The 19497-nt window shown below is 69.7% G+C and carries 19 protein-coding genes; 6 read left to right on the top strand and 13 right to left on the bottom strand.

Annotation, left to right across the window (positions count from 1 at the left end):
- Positions 1–7 precede the first annotated feature (7 nt).
- Both D0Z08_RS03045 and D0Z08_RS03050 read right to left on the bottom strand, forming a co-directional pair.
- Positions 8–1876, bottom strand: coding sequence for a fumarate reductase/succinate dehydrogenase flavoprotein subunit (locus tag D0Z08_RS03045; protein WP_182481108.1), 1869 nt, complete (start codon positions 1874–1876; stop codon positions 8–10).
- A complete protein-coding gene (locus D0Z08_RS03050; protein WP_182481109.1) occupies positions 1876–2688 on the bottom strand; it encodes a hypothetical protein in 813 nt (270 codons plus the stop codon). Before D0Z08_RS03050 ends, D0Z08_RS03045 begins: the two co-directional genes overlap by 1 nt.
- 184 nt (positions 2689–2872) lie before the next feature.
- Between D0Z08_RS03050 and D0Z08_RS03055 the strand changes: the two genes are divergently transcribed.
- The 3 genes from D0Z08_RS03055 to D0Z08_RS03065 are packed head-to-tail and all read left to right on the top strand — an operon-like array spanning position 2873 to position 6410.
- The gene (locus D0Z08_RS03055; RefSeq protein WP_245993576.1) at positions 2873–3586 is read left to right on the top strand and encodes a succinate dehydrogenase cytochrome b subunit; all 714 of its coding nucleotides are present in this window, start codon (positions 2873–2875) and stop codon (positions 3584–3586) included.
- A gap of 47 nt (positions 3587–3633) precedes the next feature.
- Positions 3634–5655 carry a fumarate reductase/succinate dehydrogenase flavoprotein subunit gene (locus D0Z08_RS03060; protein ID WP_220454018.1) on the top strand — a complete coding sequence of 674 codons (2022 nt, stop codon included), beginning with the start codon at positions 3634–3636 and terminating at the stop codon, positions 5653–5655.
- A gap of 11 nt (positions 5656–5666) precedes the next feature.
- A complete protein-coding gene (locus D0Z08_RS03065) occupies positions 5667–6410 on the top strand; it encodes a succinate dehydrogenase/fumarate reductase iron-sulfur subunit (RefSeq protein WP_118922778.1) in 744 nt (247 codons plus the stop codon).
- A gap of 19 nt (positions 6411–6429) precedes the next feature.
- Here D0Z08_RS03065 and D0Z08_RS03070 read toward each other — a convergent pair whose 3' ends face one another.
- From D0Z08_RS03070 to D0Z08_RS03110, 10 genes are all read right to left on the bottom strand, one after another.
- Positions 6430–7026: a hypothetical protein gene (locus tag D0Z08_RS03070; protein ID WP_147381302.1), complete on the bottom strand. Its 597-nt coding sequence runs from the start codon at positions 7024–7026 to the stop codon at positions 6430–6432.
- Entirely contained in the window at positions 7017–8252 is a 1236-nt protein-coding gene (locus tag D0Z08_RS03075) for a DUF7224 domain-containing protein (protein WP_118922471.1), read from the bottom strand. Before D0Z08_RS03075 ends, D0Z08_RS03070 begins: the two co-directional genes overlap by 10 nt.
- Entirely contained in the window at positions 8252–8980 is a 729-nt protein-coding gene (locus D0Z08_RS03080; RefSeq protein ID WP_182481110.1) for an ATP-binding cassette domain-containing protein, read from the bottom strand. The genes D0Z08_RS03075 and D0Z08_RS03080 overlap by 1 nt, the downstream gene beginning before the upstream one ends.
- Positions 8981–9002: 22 nt before the next feature.
- On the bottom strand, positions 9003–9488 hold the full coding sequence (locus D0Z08_RS31875) for a hypothetical protein (protein WP_182481111.1): 486 nt from the start codon (positions 9486–9488) through the stop codon (positions 9003–9005).
- Between the two features lie 194 nt (positions 9489–9682).
- On the bottom strand, positions 9683–11551 hold the full coding sequence (locus tag D0Z08_RS03085) for an ELWxxDGT repeat protein (RefSeq protein WP_118922475.1): 1869 nt from the start codon (positions 11549–11551) through the stop codon (positions 9683–9685).
- 86 nt (positions 11552–11637) lie between these two features.
- On the bottom strand, positions 11638–12699 hold the full coding sequence (locus tag D0Z08_RS03090) for a YihY/virulence factor BrkB family protein (protein WP_182481112.1): 1062 nt from the start codon (positions 12697–12699) through the stop codon (positions 11638–11640).
- Positions 12700–12718: 19 nt separating this feature from the next.
- A complete protein-coding gene (locus tag D0Z08_RS03095; protein ID WP_118922479.1) occupies positions 12719–13237 on the bottom strand; it encodes a 2'-5' RNA ligase family protein in 519 nt (172 codons plus the stop codon).
- A 4-nt stretch (positions 13238–13241) separates the two neighbouring features.
- A complete protein-coding gene (trpS, locus tag D0Z08_RS03100; RefSeq protein ID WP_118922481.1) occupies positions 13242–14321 on the bottom strand; it encodes a tryptophan--tRNA ligase in 1080 nt (359 codons plus the stop codon).
- 49 nt (positions 14322–14370) lie between these two features.
- The gene (locus D0Z08_RS03105; RefSeq protein WP_118922483.1) at positions 14371–15594 is read right to left on the bottom strand and encodes an MFS transporter; all 1224 of its coding nucleotides are present in this window, start codon (positions 15592–15594) and stop codon (positions 14371–14373) included.
- A gap of 230 nt (positions 15595–15824) precedes the next feature.
- Positions 15825–16424, bottom strand: coding sequence for a TetR/AcrR family transcriptional regulator (locus tag D0Z08_RS03110; RefSeq protein WP_118922485.1), 600 nt, complete (start codon positions 16422–16424; stop codon positions 15825–15827).
- 70 nt (positions 16425–16494) lie between these two features.
- Here D0Z08_RS03110 and D0Z08_RS03115 point away from each other — a divergent pair, with 70 nt between their 5' ends.
- Both D0Z08_RS03115 and D0Z08_RS03120 read left to right on the top strand, forming a co-directional pair.
- Complete coding sequence (locus tag D0Z08_RS03115; protein ID WP_118922487.1) at positions 16495–17346, top strand: alpha/beta fold hydrolase; 852 nt, start codon at positions 16495–16497, stop codon at positions 17344–17346.
- Positions 17347–17369: 23 nt separating this feature from the next.
- Positions 17370–17996 (top strand): class I SAM-dependent methyltransferase, encoded by a 627-nt coding sequence (locus D0Z08_RS03120; RefSeq protein WP_118922489.1) that lies wholly within the window; start codon positions 17370–17372, stop codon positions 17994–17996.
- A 25-nt stretch (positions 17997–18021) separates the two neighbouring features.
- Here D0Z08_RS03120 and D0Z08_RS03125 read toward each other — a convergent pair whose 3' ends face one another.
- Entirely contained in the window at positions 18022–18420 is a 399-nt protein-coding gene (locus D0Z08_RS03125) for a winged helix-turn-helix transcriptional regulator (RefSeq protein ID WP_118922491.1), read from the bottom strand.
- A 141-nt stretch (positions 18421–18561) separates the two neighbouring features.
- On the opposite strand from D0Z08_RS03125, the gene D0Z08_RS03130 reads away from it, so the two are divergent.
- Complete coding sequence (locus D0Z08_RS03130) at positions 18562–19488, top strand: NADP-dependent oxidoreductase (protein WP_118922493.1); 927 nt, start codon at positions 18562–18564, stop codon at positions 19486–19488.
- Positions 19489–19497: the final 9 nt, after the last annotated feature.

Here is a 19497-nt window from a genome sequence, read left to right on the forward strand (position 1 = left end):
TCTCGGATCACTCCTCGAAGAACTTCTTGAGCTCGTCGGGCATCGCCGGTATGGCCTGCTCGGTCATGTCGACCCCGGTGCCCTCGGCGTTGAGCCGCAGCACGAGGTTCTTGGAGCCCCACTCGGGGTTCGGTCCCGGGTGGTCGTTGCGGGTGTGCCCGCCGCGCGACTCCTCGCGGGCGAGCGCCGCCTTGGCGACGCACTCCCCCACCAACAGCATGTTGCGCAGGTCGATCGCGAGGTGCCAGCCGGGGTTGTACTGCCGGTTGCCCTCGACGGACATGCGGGCCGCCCGCTCCTTGAGCCGGTCGACCTCCTCGAGCGCGCGCTCCAGCTCGGCCCCCTCGCGGATGATCCCCACCAGGTCGTTCATCGCCTGCTGGAGGTCCTGCTGGATCGTGTACGGGTTCTCCGCCCCCTCCACCTCGAAGGGCGCGAGCGCGCTCGCCTGGGCGGCTGCGACGTCGTCGTCCGAGATCTGCGGTCGTGAGGCCAGGCCCGCGGCGTACGACGCTGCCGCGTCGCCGGCCCGCCGCCCGAACACGATCAGGTCCGAGAGCGAGTTGCCGCCCAGCCGGTTGGACCCGTGCATGCCACCCGAGCACTCGCCGACGGCGTACAGGCCCGGGACCACCGAGAGCTCGGTCTCCGGGTCGACCTCGATGCCGCCCATCGCGTAGTGGCAGGTCGGCCCGATCTCCATCGGCTCCGCGGTGATGTCGACGTCCGCCAGCTCCTTGAACTGGTGGTACATCGACGGCAGCCGCTTCCGGATGAACTCCGGCGTACGACGGGACGCGATGTCGAGGAAGACGCCCCCGTGCGGTGATCCCCTGCCGGCCTTGATCTCGGCGTTGATGGCGCGGGCCACCTCGTCACGGGGCAGCAGCTCGGGAGGGCGCCGGTTGTTCTTCTTGTCGTCGTACCACCGGTCCGCCTCCTCGATGGACTCGGCGGTCTCCTTCCGGAAGTACTCCGGGATGTGGTCGAACATGAACCGCTTGCCCTCGGAGTTCTTCAGGATGCCGCCGTCACCGCGGACCGACTCGGTGACGAGCAGACCCTTGACCGACGGCGGCCACACCATCCCGGTCGGGTGGAACTGGACGAACTCCATGTTGATCAGGGTCGCCCCGGCCCGGAGCGCGAGCGCGTGACCGTCACCGGTGTACTCCCAGGAGTTGGAGGTGACCTTCCAGGCCTTCCCGAATCCTCCGGTGGCGAGGACGACCGACGGCGCGTCGAAGACGATGAACCGGCCGGACTCGCGCCAGTAGGCGAACGCACCCGCGATCGCGTTGTCTCCCGCTTCCGATCGGCTCAGCAGCAGGTCGGTGACCGTGCACTCCATGAACACGTCGATGCCGAGCGCCACCAGCCGCTGCTGGAGGGTGCGGATCATCTCCAGGCCGGTGCGGTCGCCGATGTGCGCGAGCCGTGCGTAGCGGTGGCCACCGAAGTCACGCTGGCTGATGAGGCCGTCGGCGGTGCGGTCGAACAGCGCGCCCCAGTCCTCGAGCTCCATCACCCGCTCGGGTGCCTCCTGGGCGTGGAGCTGCGCCATCCGCCAGTTGTTGAGCATCTTCCCGCCGCGCATGGTGTCGCGGAAGTGCACCTGCCAGTTGTCCTCGGGGTAGAGGTTGCCCATGGCTGCGGCCGCGCCGCCCTCGGCCATCACCGTGTGCGCCTTGCCGAGCAGCGACTTGCAGACGACCGCGACGTTGGCGCCCGCCTCGTGGGCGGCGATCGCGGCCCGCAGGCCGGACCCTCCGGCCCCGATCACCACCACGTCGTACTGACGCCGCTCGATGCCGCCGGGGGCCTCGCCCGACATCTCGTTGCCGGTCATCGGGTGCCGGCTGCCCATCGTGCTCATCAGAAGAACCTCAGGTCGTCGATCACGTCGGCGGCGAGCAGGTAGATGTAGAGGTCCGCGAGCGCCACGGAGAACAGGGAGTACCAGGCGTACTTGGGATGGCTGGCGTTGAGCTTCGAGACCCACGTCCAGAGCCGGTAGCGGACCGGGTGCTTGGAGAAGTGCCGCAGCCGGCCGCCCACGATGTGCCGGCAGGAGTGGCAGGAGAGCGTGTAGAGCCAGATCAGTGCGACGTTGATCGCCATCAGCACGGTGCCCAGACCCATGTGGACACCGGAGGTCTCGCCGTCACCGATCGCGTACTCGTCCGGCATCGCCCGGAACGCGAGGAACACGTCGAAGGTCAGGATGACGGCGACCACGACGGCGGCGTACCAGAAATAGCGGTGCGTGTTCTGGAGGATCAGCGGCAGCCGGGTCTCGCCGGTGTACTTACCGTGCGGCTCGGCGACGGCGCACGCGGGCGGCGACAGCCAGAAGGCCCGGTAGTAGGCCTTGCGGTAGTAGTAGCAGGTCATCCGGAAGCCCAGCGGGAAGATCAGGATGATCAGCGCGGCGGAGAGCGGCCACCACTGGAACGGCTGGCCGAAGTCCGAGGCGCCGTCGACGCAGTCACCGAGGCAGGGCGAGTAGAACGGCGAGAGATAGGGCTCCGCGAAGTAGTCGCGTCCCATGAACGCGCGGATCGTCGCGTAGACGACGAACGCGCTGAAGACCAGGAATGTCGCCAGGGGCGTCAGCCACCATCGGTCCGTGCGGAGCGTTCGCTCCTCGATCTCTGCTCTACCTGGGCCGTGTACGCCTGTCGACACCTGCACCTCCGGGGGGTCCGTCCACCCTGCCTGGCTGACGGTCGAGCACTGAGTCTGCACACTCGACAGCGTTTGGGAAAGGGGCCACACCGGTGAGGCACGGAGGTTAGGTCCACCTGAAGGGACTTATGTCACAGTCGGACAGATGTGCGGGTGAACGGCGCGCGCGGTAGCGTGACCGGCCGTGGCAGATCCCGTGAAGACCAGGCCAAGTCTCGTCGAAGGAGCGCGGGCTTCCCGCACCTCGATCTCGCTGAAGCTGCTGATGGCCGTGAGTGGCCTCGCATTCGTCGGCTTCGTGCTCGGGCACATGTACGGCAACCTCAAGGCCCTCTCCGGCCACGACACGTTCAACGAGTACGCGCACCACCTGCGCGAGCTCGGCGAGCCGCTGCTCCCCCACATGGGATTCATCTGGATCATGCGGGTCGGGCTGCTGCTCGCCCTGATCATCCACGTCGCCGCCGCGATCGAGCTGACCCGCCGCGCCCGCAATGCGAGGCCGGTGAAGTACGTCGTGAAGAAGCACACCGGCGCCATCCCTGCCAGCCGGCTGATGCGCTGGGGAGGCCTGACCCTCTTCCTCTTCATCGTCTGGCACCTCGTCAACTTCACCTTCGGCAAGGTCAACGTCCAGGGCGGCGAGACGGACGACCCGTACAACCTGCTCGTCGACACCTTCGACGTCTGGTGGATGACGCTGATCTACCTGGCGGCCATGGCGATGCTCGGAGCCCACCTCCACCACGGCGTGTGGAGCTCCCTCCAGACGCTCGGCCTGACGAGCACGGCGGCCAGCCGCGCCCGTGCGAAGACGATCTCGTTCGCCATCGCGATCGTGATCGCGGGTGGCTTCTCCATCGTCCCGATCGCCGTCCTCACCGGCATCATCGACTGACCGCGCTGAGCAATGGCCCTAAGTTCAACGGAGTTGACATGACTGACATGCCGGACACCACGCTCACGTCCGACCGCTCGCACAACGTTCCTTCACCCGCGCAGTACGACGACGCCTCCGGCTACTACACCGCCGGCGCCCCGATCGCCGACGCCAAGGCCCCCGACGGCCCGATCGACCAGCGCTGGCAGACCCGCAAGTTCGAGGCCCGCCTCGTCAACCCGGCCAACCGCCGCAAGCTGTCCATCATCATCGTCGGCACCGGTCTCGCCGGTGGCGCCGCGGCTGCGACGCTCGGCGAGGCCGGCTACAACGTGAAGTCGTTCTGCTACCAGGACTCGCCGCGCCGGGCGCACTCGATCGCCGCCCAAGGCGGCATCAACGCGGCGAAGAACTACAAGGAGGACGGCGACTCCGTCCACCGGCTCTTCTACGACACCGTCAAGGGCGGTGACTACCGCTCGCGCGAGTCGAACGTCTATCGACTGGCCGAGGTCAGCACCAACATCATCGACCAGTGCGTCGCCCAGGGCGTCCCGTTCGCCCGTGAGTACGGCGGCCTGCTCGACAACCGCTCGTTCGGTGGCGTCCAGGTGTCCCGGACCTTCTACGCCCGCGGCCAGACGGGCCAGCAGCTGTTGATCGGCGCCTACCAGGCGATGGAGCGCCAGGTGAAGCTCGGCACGGTCACCGAGTACACCCGGCACGAGATGCTCGAGGTGATCGTCGTCGACGGTCGGGCCCGCGGCATCATCGCCCGCAACATGGTGACCGGCGAGATCGAGACCCACCTCGCCGACGTCGTCGTACTCGCCTCGGGTGGCTACGGCAACGTCTTCTACCTCTCGACCAACGCGATGGGCTCCAACGTCACCGCCGCGTGGCGCGCGCACCGCAAGGGCGCCTACATGGCGAACCCCTGCTACACGCAGATCCACCCGACCTGCATCCCGGTCTCCGGCGACCACCAGTCGAAGCTGACCCTGATGTCGGAGTCGCTCCGCAACGACGGCCGGATCTGGGTGCCCAAGAAGGCCGAGGACTGCACCAAGGACCCGCGTGACATCCCGGAGGAGGACCGCGACTACTACCTGGAGCGGATCTACCCCTCGTTCGGCAACCTGGTCCCCCGCGACATCGCCTCCCGGCAGGCCAAGAACATGTGCGACGAGGGCCGCGGTGTGGGCCCGATGGTCGGCGACTTCCGACGCGGCGTCTACCTCGACTTCGCCGACGCGATCGCGCGGCTCGGCGAGGACGCGGTCCGCGAGAAGTACGACAACCTCTTCGACATGTACGAGCGGATCACGGGTGAGAACCCCTACCAGGTCCCGATGCGGATCTACCCCGCCGTGCACTACGTCATGGGCGGCCTGTGGGTCGACTACGACCTGCAGTCGTCGATCACCGGACTGTTCGTGACCGGCGAGGCGAACTTCTCCGACCACGGCGCCAACCGCCTCGGTGCCTCGGCGCTGATGCAGGGCCTGGCCGACGGCTACTTCGTCCTGCCGCACACCATCCGCGACTACCTCTCCGAGGGACCCTTCGAGGTCGTCGACGAGTCGCACCCCGCGGTCCTCGAGGCGCGGGCTGCGGTCGAGGAGCGGATCGCCAAGTTCCTGTCGATCAACGGGTCCCGCTCGGTCGACAGCTTCCACCGCGAGCTCGGCCACATCATGTGGGAGTACTGCGGCATGGAGCGCAACGCCGAGGGCCTCCGCAAGGCGATCGACATGATCCGCGAGCTGAAGCGCGAGTTCTGGACCGACCTCAAGGTGCTCGGCACCGCCGACACGCTCAACCAGAGCCTCGAGAAGGCCGGCCGGGTGGCCGACTTCCTCGAGCTCGGAGAGCTGATGTGCATCGACGCGCTCAACCGGCGCGAGTCCTGCGGCGGCCACTTCCGGGCCGAGTCGCAGACCGAGGACGGCGAGGCGCTGCGTCACGACGACGAGTTCGCGTACGTCGCCGCGTGGGAGTGGGCCGGCGAGGACGAGACGCCGATCCTCCACAAGGAAGACCTGGTCTACACCGCCATCGAGATGAAGCAGCGGAGCTACAAGTGAGCAGCGGCAACATGAACCTGACCCTCAAGATCTGGCGCCAGACCGACAGCCAGGACAAGGGCAAGATCCACACCTACCAGGTCTCCGGCATCTCCCAGGACATGAGCTTCCTGGAGATGCTCGACGTCCTCAACGAGCAGCTCAACGAGATGGGCGAGGAACCGATCGCGTTCGACTCCGACTGCCGCGAGGGCATCTGCGGCATGTGCTCGCTGATGATCAACGGCGAGCCGCACGGACCCGAGGTGACCACCACCTGCCAGCTGCACATGCGCTCGTTCAAGGACGGCGACACGATCACGATCGAGCCGTGGCGCTCGGGCGCGTTCCCGGTGCTGAAGGACCTCTGCGTCGACCGCTCCGCGTTCGACCGGATCATCCAGTCCGGCGGCTACATCTCGGCCAACACCGGGTCCGCGCCGGAGGCCAACTCGGTGCCGGTCCCCCGTGACAACGCGGTGCGCGCGTTCAACGTCGCGACCTGCATCGGCTGCGGCGCCTGCGTGGCGGCGTGCCCCAACGGCTCCGCCTCGCTCTTCCTCGGCGCGAAGATCACCCACCTCGGCGAGCTGCCCCAGGGCCAGCCGGAACGGTGGAGCCGGGTCGTCGACATGGCGGCGCAGCACGACCACGAGGGCTTCGGCGGCTGCACCAACATCGGCGAGTGCACGGCTGCGTGCCCGAAGGAGATCCCGCTGGACGTCATCAGCCAGCTCAACAAGGACCTCCGCACCGCCATGCGCCACGGGCACTAGCCGCCCCGCCTCACGGCTTCTAACCCGTCAAGGCGGCTCGCGAGCTGCGCGGGCCGACGTGAGCGTAGGCAACGACGCAACCGGCGCAGGCTGCGCCCAGCGCCAGCTGACCGGGCCCGGACAGGCGCTCCCAGACGCCGGCGGGCGTCAGGTGGTAGAGCGCCCGGGTCGACACCACGATGACGACGAGGCAGCCCGTGCCCAGGGCGACGCTCCCCCGGCCCACCAGGACCGCCAGCCCGAAGGTGAGGCCGGTCAGCGCCATCGTCAGCTCCGGTAGGCGGTGCTGGCCCGCACTGGCGCCAACGACCGCCGCGGCCAGCCCTGTCAGCATCACCATCGCCAACGCCCAGCCCAGCCGCGCCCGGCGCAGCCGGCCGGTCGACCAGCCGACCTCGGGGATCTCGTTCTGCACGGCCAGCGCGGCGAACATCGCCAGGGTCGGCGGTGTCAGGAACCACATGGGGATCGGTCCGCCGTACGGCGAGGGAACGCGCACGTAGGCGTAGAGCGAGACCACGATGCCGACGGCGACGAGCATCGCGCCCACGCGGAAGCCGTCGTGTCCCGCCACCCACGCGCGGACCGCACTCCCCCGGGCCCGTCTCACTCCCACGGCATCACGATGCGGTCGAACCGGCACGACTTCAGCATGTCGAACGTCTCCACGACCCAGGTCCTCGTCGCCCCGTCATCGATCTGGGGCAGCCAGGCATTCATCTCCCGGTTGAAGGCCTCCGGCCGGCCGCCGTGGCGTGCCACCGCCCACTCCGCGATCAGCTGCTCGGCGTCCCACGCGGCGTACGGCGGGCCCTTGTCACTCGACCACTGCGGGCAGTCCGCCGGTCGCGCCAGCAGGAGCACCGAGTCCCGGAAGGAGCGTTCGGCGGTCAGGTACGGGTCGACGTAGAAGGTTCCGCTGCCCTCGGACACCTTGCCGCCGGAGCTCTCCTGGTAGCGGTCAGGAAGCGTGACCCCGGCATCGACCAGGACGGGGGCTGCCTCGTCGACCGACCGTCGGACGGCCGCGAGGTAGCGCCGATGGGAGGGCATCACGCAGACGGTCGGATCCTCCCCCGCGCACGCGGTCGGCCGCTCCCCCGACGCCTCGAGCCGGGTCTCGCTGATCCCAGTCGCCGTCGCGAAGACTCCCCCGGCGCCGAGGAGGACGGCCACGACGGCGGCGCCGGCGGCGGCGACCAGACGTGGCCGACGCTGCCGCTCCCGCCACGGTGCCGACGCGACGGCGAGACCGATGCAGATCGCGACCACGGCCGCGAACCGCGTCAGGTAGACGGACGGGATGATCTGGCCTCCGGTCATGCTGCCCGTGGGGCCGAACCGCAGCACCTCGGGCAGCGGCGCCGGTCCGAACGCACCGATGAGGAACAGCACCGGCCCGGCCGCGAGGACGGCCACCGGATGGGGCAGGACCTGGGTGACCAGCGTCCCGAACAGCGCGGCCAACGCCAGGACGAGCACGCCGGCCAGTAACACCCACCACTGCGCGGGGCCACCGTGCGGGATCAGGAGCGTGCTCGCGACAGCGAGCGCAAGTGTCACCAGGTAGGCGACAACACCGACGAGCCATCCGTCGAGAGCCGAGCGGTAGGGAACCTGCCAGCCGCGCGCTGCCGCGTCGCTGATCGGCCGCATCCGGAGCGATGTCAAGTGGAGTCCGGCCGCGACCGAGGCGATGACAGGACCGGTCAGGACGGTCGAGCCGGTGACAATATCGATCGTGGCTGCCCAGCCCCCCATCCAATGGGTCTCCGAGAACAGGACGTAAGCGCCCACCCCCGCCACGGGGAGGACGAGTGCCGCTCTGATCCGGCTGTCCATCAGGTCCGCGACTTCTGCAGGCGCAGGAATGCCGCCTCGTAGGCGGACATCCCCTCGACGGCGGCATGCTGCACGCCGAGCTCACGCAACCCTTCGACTGACCCGTCGAAAGCGATGCGGTGGTCATCGAGCATGACGATCCGCTCGACGACCGGGACAAGGTCCTCGATCAGGTGACTGCTCACCAGCAGGACCTCGACACCGTCCGCGGACCGTAGCCGCTCGCGCAACCGGATCCGCTGCTCGGGGTCGAGGCCGGCTGTTGGCTCGTCGAGCAGAAGCACCCTGGGTCGGCCGATCATCGCCTGCGCGAACAGCAGTCGACGATGCATGCCCCCCGACAGCCGACCGACCGTGGAGCGGTGATGAGACTCGAGGTCGGCCAGTTCCAGGACGCGAGCGCACTCGTCGGCCCGCTCGCTCCGTGGGATCTCCTTGAGCCAGGCCACATAGGCGAGGAAGTCGAGGACCCTGAGCGATCTCGGGAGTGCCAGCGACTGGGGCATGAACCCGATGTGGCGCCGAGCCGCTACGGGCAAGCCACCGAGACCCGGGAAGCAGACCTCGCCGCGGGACGGCTCAAGCGTTGTCGCCAGCAACCGTAGGAGAGTGGTCTTGCCTGCGCCGTTGACCCCGATGAGGCCGACGCGCCCGGGCGGGAAGGCCAGGGTCACGTCATCGAAGACGTCCGTCCGGTCATAGGAGTGCCCGACGCTGGACAGACGCACCAGGGATGCAGAGTCCGCTGACCTAGTAGTCAAAGGTCTCGACGATCTTCGCGCTGCACGGGTCGTTGCTGAACCGCTGAACCTCGCAGATGTCCATCCGTCCCCGAGATCGCCACGCGGTCTGGTCGAGGTACCGCGCACGTGCATGCTTCTGCCATGAACTACTGTGGGTCTCGTCGGTCTGCTTCGAGACGTCGAACCAGAAGCACGTGCCGGCCTCGCCGCAGGACGAGTTGGAGCCGTACCAGTAGAAGTCGGTCTCGACCCGCACCGGGTTCCCGGTCCCGTCCCCGGGTCGGGCATCGCGATACCACGCGGTGCTCATTGCGCGACCGTCGCCGTAGTCGTAGTAGTGGCCGTAAGCCTGGCCCTGCACCACGCCGTCCTCATAGACGTTCAGCGGGTCGTCCTTGCTGCACCACCAGCCGGCGGCCACCGCCGGCTGGCCGAGTGCCACCACGAGCACGAACGCGCCCGCTCCCATCCCCAATCCACGTGCCATCGACATGTCAAGCTCCCTCACAGTCAACCGTGGTCCGACTACCCGGCTGTTCGGATTGGGACTATATGTCGCCGCCTCCGGAGACGCAAGAGGGAGATGTCGCCGGCCACGAACGGACCGGCCAGCCGCGGGGCTACGTGACGGTCGACCTGCGCGCGACGCCCTGACCCTCGTCGTGGGGTTCCTGGAATGCGGCCCGGTCAGCGCTTCCTGACCGTGTACTCCCGAGTCACGCTCTTGACCGCGCCGCCGCACGACGTGAACGTGAACCTCGCGCCGATCTCGACCCGGCCGCTCCGCCGGAGCGTCCGGGTCGCGGCCCGGGTCAGCCGCAGGGTGAGGGTGACGTCGATCGAGTCCGTGCCGGCGATCTCCCGCTCGAGCGTCCTGATACCGCCCACACGGGCCGGGGCCACCGAGACCGTGCCAGGGCCGTCGAAGACGGCGCGGACCCGTGCGGCACTGTTGTCCGCGTTGGCCACCGCTCTGGAGGACACCTCGAAGGCGCCACCCCGGTGGATGTCGACGACCATGGCGGTCCCGGCCTCGGTGCCGTCCGACCGCCACAGCTCGTCACCGTGGATGCGGTCGTCGGCCTCGAAGAACAGGGCGTCGCCGGACGCGGTCAGCTCATCGGGGTTGGAGCTGCCGTTGGGCCGGATGTCCTCCACCAGGACCGTCCCGGCCGCCGTACCGTCCGACTTCCACAGCTCCCGCCCGGTCACGCCGTCCCGTGCCGTGAAGAACAGCGTGCTGCCCACGGCGGTCAGGGAGGACGGGTAGCTCGGGTAGTCGCCGGGCCGGATGTCCTTGACCAGGACCGTGCCCGCTTCCGTGCCGTCCGAGCTCCACAGCTCGAGGCCCTCGCCGCCGCCGCCGTCGGCCGCGAAGAACACGCTGTTGCCGACCGGAGCGATCTCGTAGAGGCCGTAGTCGTACTCGTTGCCGGTGGAGTTGAACTCCTTCACGAGGAAGGTGCCGGCCGCCGTGCCGTCCGAGCGCCAGAGGTCCTGGGCCTCGGAGTCGTCGTCGTCGGCGGTGAAGAACAGGGTGTCACCCGCCCCGACCAGCGAGTCGGGGTTGGCGGACGCTCCTCCTGGGCGGATGTCCTCGACCAGGACCGTCCCGGCCTTCGTGCCGTCGGACTTCCACAGCTCCCGACCGTGGACTCCGTCCCTCGCCCGGAAGAACAACGTGTCGCCGACGGCGGTGAGACGACTCGGGTAGCTGCTGTAGGAGCCGGCCCGGATGTTCTTGGTGATGACCGTCCCGGCGCTCGTGCCGTCGGACGTCCACACCTCCTGGCCGCGGGTGCCGTCGTCGGCGGTGAAGAACAGGGTGTTGCCGACCGCCGTCAGGTTGTCGGGGCCGTAGGAGTAGTCGCTGTCGCCCTCGCCGGGGCCGGGGGTGATGTCCTTGACCATGACGGTGCCGGCCCGGGTGCCGTTGGACTTCCACAGCTCCTCGCCGTGGGCGTCGGTCGAGGCGGTGAAGAACAACCTGTTGCCGACCGCCGTGAGGTTGTCGGGGCCGTCACTGCCGTAGTCGTCGTAGCCGCCGTCACTCTCCGCGAAGCGCTTGACCAGGACGGTCCCGGTCCTGGTGCCGTTGGACTTCCACAGCTCGGTGCTGTCGTCGCCGTCGACGGTGAAGAACAAGGTGCTGCCGACGCCGACCAGCGTGTTGTAGCCGTAGTCGTAGTAGTCGTCACCCGACCCGAGCCGCTTGAGCAGGACCGTGCCGCCAGCGGTGCCGTTGGACCGCCACAGCGCCGTACCCCTTGAGTCGGACGCGGTGAAGAACAGGGTCCCGTCGACGTCGGTGAGGTTGTCCGGCGAGCTCCCGGGGGTCGTGGCCCCGTCGCACAGCGCCAGCGAGGCACGTGCGAGTCCCCCCGTCGCCGCGCTCGCGGCGGGCGACACCGCAGCGGTCCCGGCGCCGGCCAGGGTCACCGCGGCGGCGGCGGCGGTCGCCGCTCGCCGCGTGCGAGCCCGTCGCCGGAGGGTCTTCTCGAGCGCGACGCGCGAACGATGTGCCTGGTTTCTTGCCGAACGCTGACGTCGACTCATGTTCCGACCTCCGGTGGGTCACTGATAAAGCGCTGCTGCAGTATGCAGCACTATCCACATGACGCGCGGCGATCTGGATCGGTTGCTCAGATTCCCTTTTTCTTTCGACGCAGTACGGCGACCAGGGCGAGCGTCGCTGCGCTGCCGGCCACGAACGGGGTGACCCACCCCGACGAAGTGTCAGGGTTGGTCGTCCGAGGTGTCGACGTACGACGTTCTTCGCTCGCGCCTTCTGACACCTCGGACGACCAACCCTGATACTTCGTCGCTGCCCGGGCCAGGGGATGCACGTAGGCCCAGGCGGCCGCGTACATGACGACCCGCGAGAAGTAGTTGATCCAGACGACCAGGATCAGGGCGATGCCGAACGCCTGGAAGGCCGGCGAGTTGGCGGTCGACTGCAGCAGCAGCTGCGAGATCTGCTTGAGCACCTCGAAGCCGACGGCTCCGAGGATCGCCCCCGACCAGAGCGCCCGGCGGGGCACATCGGGATCGGCCAGCACCTCGAACAGCGCGAAGAAGAGCACCGCGTTGGCGGCCAGGCCGACGACGACGGCGATCAGTCCGAGCAGCCAGCCGAGACCGGAGCCGAGGCCCACCAGGTCGAGGATCTCCTCGGAGAGACCGCGGACGACACCCGAGACGCCGACGCTCACCACGAGGATCAGCCCCAACATCGCCAGGGCGACCAGGTCGCGGATCTTGCCGACCACGAAGCTCGGCTGCTCTCCCGGCGGCATCTCGAACACCACGAGCAGCGCGTCCCGCATGCTCGACAGCCAGCCGAGACCGGAGTAGAGGACCACCACGATGCCGACCGACAGGATGCCGGGCGCGGACTCGCGGATGTCGTCGAGCGAGATCTCCCCCTCGCCCTCACCGACCAGCCCGGGGAGCACCGAGTTGATGGCGTCGACCAGGTCCCGCTCGGCGCCGTCGTAGACGCGGGCGACGAACCCGATGACCGCGAACGCCAGCGCGAGGATCGGGAAGAACGAGATGAACGCGAAGTAGGTGACCGCGCCGGCCTGGATGTTGCCCTTCACCACTCCGTAGTGCTCGACGGTGCGCACCACCTGGTCCAGCCACGGCCGGTGCTTGCGCGCGTCGGTGACCCGCTGCTTGACCTTGTCGACGATCGAAGGCACCGAGAACACCTCGCCTGCGTCAGTTGGGGCGTTTGAGTGGGAACGTGCGGCTCGACTGCCAGCCCTGCTCGCCCTCGTGAACGTACAGGTGGAAGTCGACGACGTCGAAGGAGCACTCGAAGCCGGCCAGGTCGTCGAACGCCCGGTCCAGCTCCTCGTCACCGAGGTGGTGGGCCACCGTCACGTGAGGGTGGTAGGGGAAGTCCAGCTCGAGGTCGAGCGGGCCGCCGCGGACCGAGTCCGCCAGCAGCTCGGTCTGGGCGATCCCCTCGACGAGCCCGATGAACACGACCGGCGACACGGGCCGGAAGGTACCCGTCCCGCGCAGATGCACCCGGAAGGCCTCGTGCAGCTGGGCGGCCCGGTCGAGGTGGTCCTCGATGTCGGTGACGATGCTGTCGTCCACGTCGATCGGCGGGATGAGCGTGATGTGGGTCGGTACGCCGGACGCGGTGGGATCGCCGATCCGGAACCGGTACTCCTCGAGCTCGGTGGCCCAGGGCTCCGGGATCGCGATCGCGACGCCGATCGTCGGCACGCCGTCAGGCCCCGGCCGGTCCGCGGTGGGCGGCGACGAAGCCGACCCGCTGGTAGACGTCGCGCAGCGTCGCCTCGGCGACGGCACCGGCAGTCTCCGCGCCCTTCTGGAGCACCGCCGTCAGGTAGGACTGGTCGTCCAGCAGCTCCAGGGTGCGGTCCCGGAACGGCGTCACGAACGAGACCACGAGCTCGGCGACGTCGCCCTTGAGATCGCCGTAGCCGCGACCGACGTACTGCTCCTCCAGCGTGGCGACCGGTTCGCCGCTGAGCGCCGAGTGGATCGTCAGCAGGTTGCTGATGCCCGGCTTCTCCTCACGGTCGAACCGGATCTCGGTGCCCGAGTCGGTGACAGCGGACCGGATCCGCTTCGCGGTGGTCTTGGGGTCGTCGAGGAGCCAGATGCATCCACTGCCGCCGAGGCTCTTCGACATCTGCTTGTCGACGAGCTGAAGGTCGTAGATCTTGGCGGTCGACCTGAGGATGTAGGGCTCCGGCAGCCGGAAGGTCTTCTTGTAGCGGCTGTTGAAGCGCTGCGCGAGGTCGCGGGTCAGCTCGAGGTGCTGCCGCTGGTCCTCGCCGACGGGTACGAAGTGCGGACGGTAGAGCAGGATGTCGGCGGCCTGGAGGATCGGGTAGGTGAACAGGCCGACCGACGCGGCGCCCTCCCCCTGCTTGGCCGACTTGTCCTTGAACTGGGTCATCCGGCGCGCCTCGCCGAACCCCGTGAGGCAGTTGAGGACCCACCCGAGCTGGGCGTGCTCGGGGATCTGGCTCTGCACGAAGATCGCCGAGCGGGCGGGGTCGATGCCCATCGCCAACAGCTGTGCGGCGGCCCGCAGGGTGCGCTCGCGGAGCACCGTCGGGTCCTGCTCCACGGTGATCGCGTGCAGGTCGGCGATGAAGAAGAACGGCTGATGGTCGCGCTGGAGGTCGACCCACTGCCGCAGCGCACCGAGGTAGTTGCCGAAGTGGAACGAGTCCGCCGTCGGCTGGATCCCCGACAGGACCCGGGGCCGCGCCCCGCCCTCGGGAGTCACCGGCTGTGCCGTCTCCGGAAGCGGCTGCTCAGTCGTCGCGGGCATGGGCCTGATTCTCTCAGGACGCCGCGGCGGGTGCGAAGGCGGCTCGCGGTCAGGACACCGGCGCGGCCCGGCCCCTCCGGTGGGCTACGGCCGACCACAGCAGGATCCCGACGCCCAGCACGCTGAGGGCGGCGCCGACGAGCGCCGGTGCGCGATAGCCCCAACCGGCGGCGATCACGACGCCGCCGAGCCAGGCGCCGAGCGCGTTGGCGACGTTGAGCGCCGCGTGGTTCATGGCCGCGCCGAGGGTGACGGCGCCGCCGGCGACGTCCATCAGGCGCAGCTGAAGGTTGACCACGAGCACCGAGCCGGTGGCGGTCACCAGGAACGCGACCGGCAGCAGCGTCCAGCCGCCCGGGGCCGCGACGAAGTAGGCGAGCAGGATCAACGCCCCGAACCCGGCGGACAGCAGCAGGCTGCGGAACACCGACCACGCTGCGAGCTCACCGGCGACCCAGGTGCCGACCACCATGCCGAGGCCGAGCACCAGCACGAAGATCGGCACCGTGCCGCGGTCGAGTCCACCGGTGACGGTCACCGTCTTGGCGATGTAGGAGTAGACCGCGAACATCCCGCCGAAGCCGATCGCGCCGGCCGCCATGGTCAGCCAGACCTGGAGGCTCCCGAAGAACTCCCGGGCCTCCTTGCGGCCGCTGGTCTCCGCGTCGCCCGGCACCGACGGCACCGCGGCCAGCACGAGGGCAGCGGTGACGAGCGCGAGCGCGGCCGCCAGGAGGTACGTCGACCGCCAGCCCACCTGTTGCCCGAGCCAGGTGGCGAGCGGGACCCCGAGCACGTTGGCCACCGACAACCCGAGCATCACGCTCGCGACCGCCCGGCCGCGCCGGGCCGGCACGACCAGGCTGGCCGCGACCAGGCTGGCGACGCCGAAGTAGGCGCCGTGCGGGAGTCCGTCGAGGAACCGCGCGGCGGTCAGCACGCGGTAGTCGGGCGCTGCGGCAGAGATCAGGTTGAAGGCGCCGTACGCCCCCATCAGGCCGACGAGCATCGCGCGCCGCGGGAGCCTCGCGCCGAAGAACGCGAGCACCGGCACGCCGACGACGACCCCGAGGGCGTATGCCGAGATCACGTGCCCCGCCGCCGGCACCGAGACGTCGACCCCGTCGGCGATCTCCGGCAGGACGCCCATCGTCATGAACTCGGTGGTGCCGATCGTGAAGCCGCCGACCGCCAGCGTCAGGATCGCCAATCCCGGCCGTGGGGAGCGGACGACCGGAGCCCCGGCCTCGGTCACGAGGTCGGCGGCGGTCATCGGGCAGGCGTGAACGGCGTGGGAGTCACGTGGGGTCACAACCCCGATGGCCCGTCCAGCATTCCGTTCGGCGACGATCCTGGCTCGCAGGTCCCCGTTACAACCGTCCTGCTGCACGGTTGTCACGCTCGAGGCCGCCGGCGCGACGTCACAACCGTGCACAGTGCATGGTTGTGGCCGAACTCGATGGCGCCTGACTTGCTCACGCCCACGGCGAGCCGAGGCGGCAGCTATCCAGCAGCCAGGGCCCTCAGGGTCCGCTCGAAGATCACCGTCATGTCCTTCCGCGCGGCCTCCCGGTCGTCGGCGGAGACGACATACATGGCCGCCTCGTCGGCGACCGCGATCAGTGCGTGGGCAAGCGGCCGGGCGGGCAGGTCGGCCACCTCGCCGGAGGCGATGCCCTGGACCACCGCGGTCTCGATGAGCGAGAGCACGTACGGCTGGCAGATCTCCCGCCACCGGGCCCACCCGAGCACGGAGGGGCCGTCGGTCAGCAGGATGCGCTGCACCTCCGGCGCCTCACAGGCGTCGAGCCACGCCTCGACGGCGCGCATCATGACGGCGGCGAAGGCCGGGTCGTCGCCGGCCAGCGCCTGGGCGGCGATCTCCTCGGCGACGTCGGCCTCGACCGCTTCGAGCACGCCGGCGAACAGCTCCGTCTTGTCCGCGAAGTGGTGGTAGAGCGCGCCGCGACTGACGGCGGCCTCGGCAACGATGGCCTCGGTGCCGACGCCGGCGAAGCCGTGCTCGGCGAACAGCCGTCGGCCCGCGGCGACCAGCCCCGAGCGGGTCGCCGCGGAGCGGTCTGCTTGCTTTCGTCTCGTCATTTACCTACAGTCTGTCCGTAACTTACCTACAGGATGTCGGTAATAGTCGCACGAAGACGGAGCCCCTTCCATGCCCACCATCGAACTGCCTCACGCGACCCTGAACTACCACGTCGCCGGCCCCGCGGACTCCACCGCGCCCCCGGTCGTCTTCATCCACCCCATCCTCAGCGACGGTGCGCTCTGGGCGCCGGTGGCGGACCGGCTCGCCGCGCGCGGCATCCGCTCCTACGCGCCGGACTGGCCGCTCGGTTCCCACCGGATCCCGCTCCCGGACGACGCCGACCAGTCGCCGCGCGGGGTGGCCCGGCTGGTGCTCGACTTCCTGGCGGCGCTCGACCTCACCGACGTGACGCTCGTCGGCAACGACACCGGCGGTGCGATCTGCCAGTTCCTCGTCGATCCCGCGCTCGACGCGGACAGCTCCCGCGTCACCCGCCTCGTGCTCGCCAACTGCGACGCGTTCGACCAGTTCCCACCCGCGCCCTTCACGGTGCTGTTCCCGCTGCTCCGCAACGAGCGCCGGGCGAGGTTCCTGGCCGGCCAGATGCGGATCCGGCCGCTCCGGCAGTCCTGGCTCGGGTTCGGGCTGCTCGCGAAGAACCTCCCGGCCGACCTCACCCGCACCTGGATCGAGCCCGCGCGCACCAACGCGGGCGTACGGCGCGACGCCGTACGGCTCCTCAAGAACATCCGCCCGCATGAGCTCCTGGACGTGTCGACCCGTCTCGCGGACGTGAAGATCCCGGTCACGGTCGTGTGGGGCATGGCGGACCGGGCGTTCCGGCCGGCGTTGGGCCGTCGGCTGCACGCCGCGTTCACCGACGCCGAGTTCGTCCCGGTCGAGGGCGCCCGCACGCTGCTGGCGCTCGACGCCCCCGACGAGCTGACCGACGCGATCGTCGCCATCGCCCAGCGTTGAGGCCGCCCTGGTAGGAAGACGGGGTGACAGCTCTCGGCGGATCCGACCACGCCCGGGCCGTGGTCGCCCACTACGACGAGCGGGCGGCGTCGTACGACGACAGCGCGCTGCACCGGGGCCTGACCGACGAGGTCGCCCGGTTCATCGACCTCGACGGCGTCCGCTCCGTCCTCGACGTCGCCACGGGCACCGGGCTGATGCTGCGGGCGATCGCCGCCCGCATCCCGCAGGACCGTCCGCTGCTGATCGGCCTCGACCTCTCCCCCGCCATGGTGGCCGTGGCCCGGCCGCGGCTCCCGGGCGCCGGGTTCCTGGTCGGCGACGCGACCGAGGTCCTGCTGCCCGACGCGAGCTTCGACCTGATCACCTGCGTCACCGCGCTGCACCTGTTCGAGCAGCCGGACGCGGTGCTCGCAGAGTGGGCGCGGCTGCTCACTCCCGGCGGCCGCGTGGTGACGGCGTCCTTCGGCGCGGCACCGGAGCAGGTCGTCGCGCCACCGGCGGGCGGCTTCGTCCGGCGGCACGAGAGCTTCCGCACGCCCGAGCTCGTAGCGGACGCGCTCGCCTCGCACGGCTTCCGGCTCGCGCGTGACACCACCTGGGAGCACGCCGACGACCGGCTGCTGATCTGTGAGCTGGTCCGCCCCTGACCCGCAACGGGCGCGGGCGACGGGCTCAGGACAAGGCGGCGTGCGCGGCCCTGTTCTCGAGGATCTGGGCCATGTTGCGCTCGGCCCAGTCCTTGAGGCCCTGCAACACCTGCTGCAGGTCCCGGCCGAGATCGGTGAGCTCGTAGTCGACCCGCACCGGGACGCTGGCCGTCACGGTGCGCGTGACCAGGCCGTCGCGCTCGAGCTCGCGCAGCGTCTGGGTGAGCATCTTCTGGCTCACGCCGGCGATCCGGGTCCGCAGCTCACCGTGCCGCAGGGAGCCGTCGGCGAGCGCGGCCAGCACCAGGCAGACCCACTTGTTCGCCACCACGTCGAGGAGCTGCCGCGACGGGCACGACGCAAGGAAGGCGTCGAACTCGTCCTTCGCCCGCGCGCGGCGCTGGGACGCGGTCATCGTCGGCATCTCGATCTCCCTCGTGCCTTAGGCACTGTCAGGTGCCTACTACCGATTTGGTTCCTAGGGCTCATACGGTTCCACTCGCGGGCGGCCCGGTCAACCCGAGGGCCACCGCAGTCAGGGAAACAGCCATCCACAGGAGGAGAAATGCGCATCATCACCCAGCACACGGTCGGCGACCCCGACGTGCTCGTCGTCGAGGAGGTGCCGACCCCGGCACCCGGCGCCGGCGAGGTCCTGGTCCGGGTCGGGGGCGCCGCGGTGAACCCGGCCGACGCCGCCGTCCGGGCCGGCTACTTCCCGCTGCTCGGTGAGCCGCCGTTCACGATCGGGTGGGACGTCGCCGGGACCGTCGAGGCGATCGGTGAGGGGGTCACCGATCACCGGGTGGGCGACAGGGTCTTCGGCATGCCGCGCTTCCCCGCACAGGCCGCGGCGTACGCCGACGCCGTCGTCGCTCCTGCCGACCAGCTAGCCCGTACGCCGGACGCGCTGAGCGACGTCGAGGCGGCAGCACTGCCACTCGCCGCGCTCACGGCGTACCAGGGCCTGGTCGAGGTCGCCGACGTCCAACCCGGCCAGCGGGTGCTCGTCCAGGCCGCCGGCGGCGGTGTCGGCCACTTCGCCGTCCAGATCGCGAAGGCCCGCGGCGCCCACGTGATCGCCGTCGTGAGCCCCGCGAAGGAGGCGTTCGTCCGGGCGCTCGGCGCCGACGAGGTCATCGACTACACGGCCGGGCCGTTCACAGACTCCGTCGAGCCGGTCGATGTCGCACTGGACCCGTTCGGGTCGGCGAACACCCCGGACGTGCTTCAGGTCGTCCGGTCGGGCGGCATCGTGGTGGCGCTCCTCGACGTCGACGACGAGACGAGGGAGCTGGCAGCCGCCCGGGACGTCCGGGTGGAGCAGATCAGCGTCCACCCCAGTGGCGAGCAGCTCACGGCGATCGCCGCCCTGGTCGACTCCGGCCACCTGCGGCCGCACGTGTCGGCGACGTACGCGCTCGAGAAGGCCGGCGAGGCGCACCACGAGCTCGCCACGGGAGTCCAGGGCAAGGTCGTCCTGGTCCCCTGACCTTTCGAG

Origin of the sequence: Nocardioides immobilis, assembly GCF_003515065.1 — a bacterium.
Taxonomy (GTDB): Bacteria; Actinomycetota; Actinomycetes; order Propionibacteriales; family Nocardioidaceae; genus Nocardioides; species Nocardioides immobilis.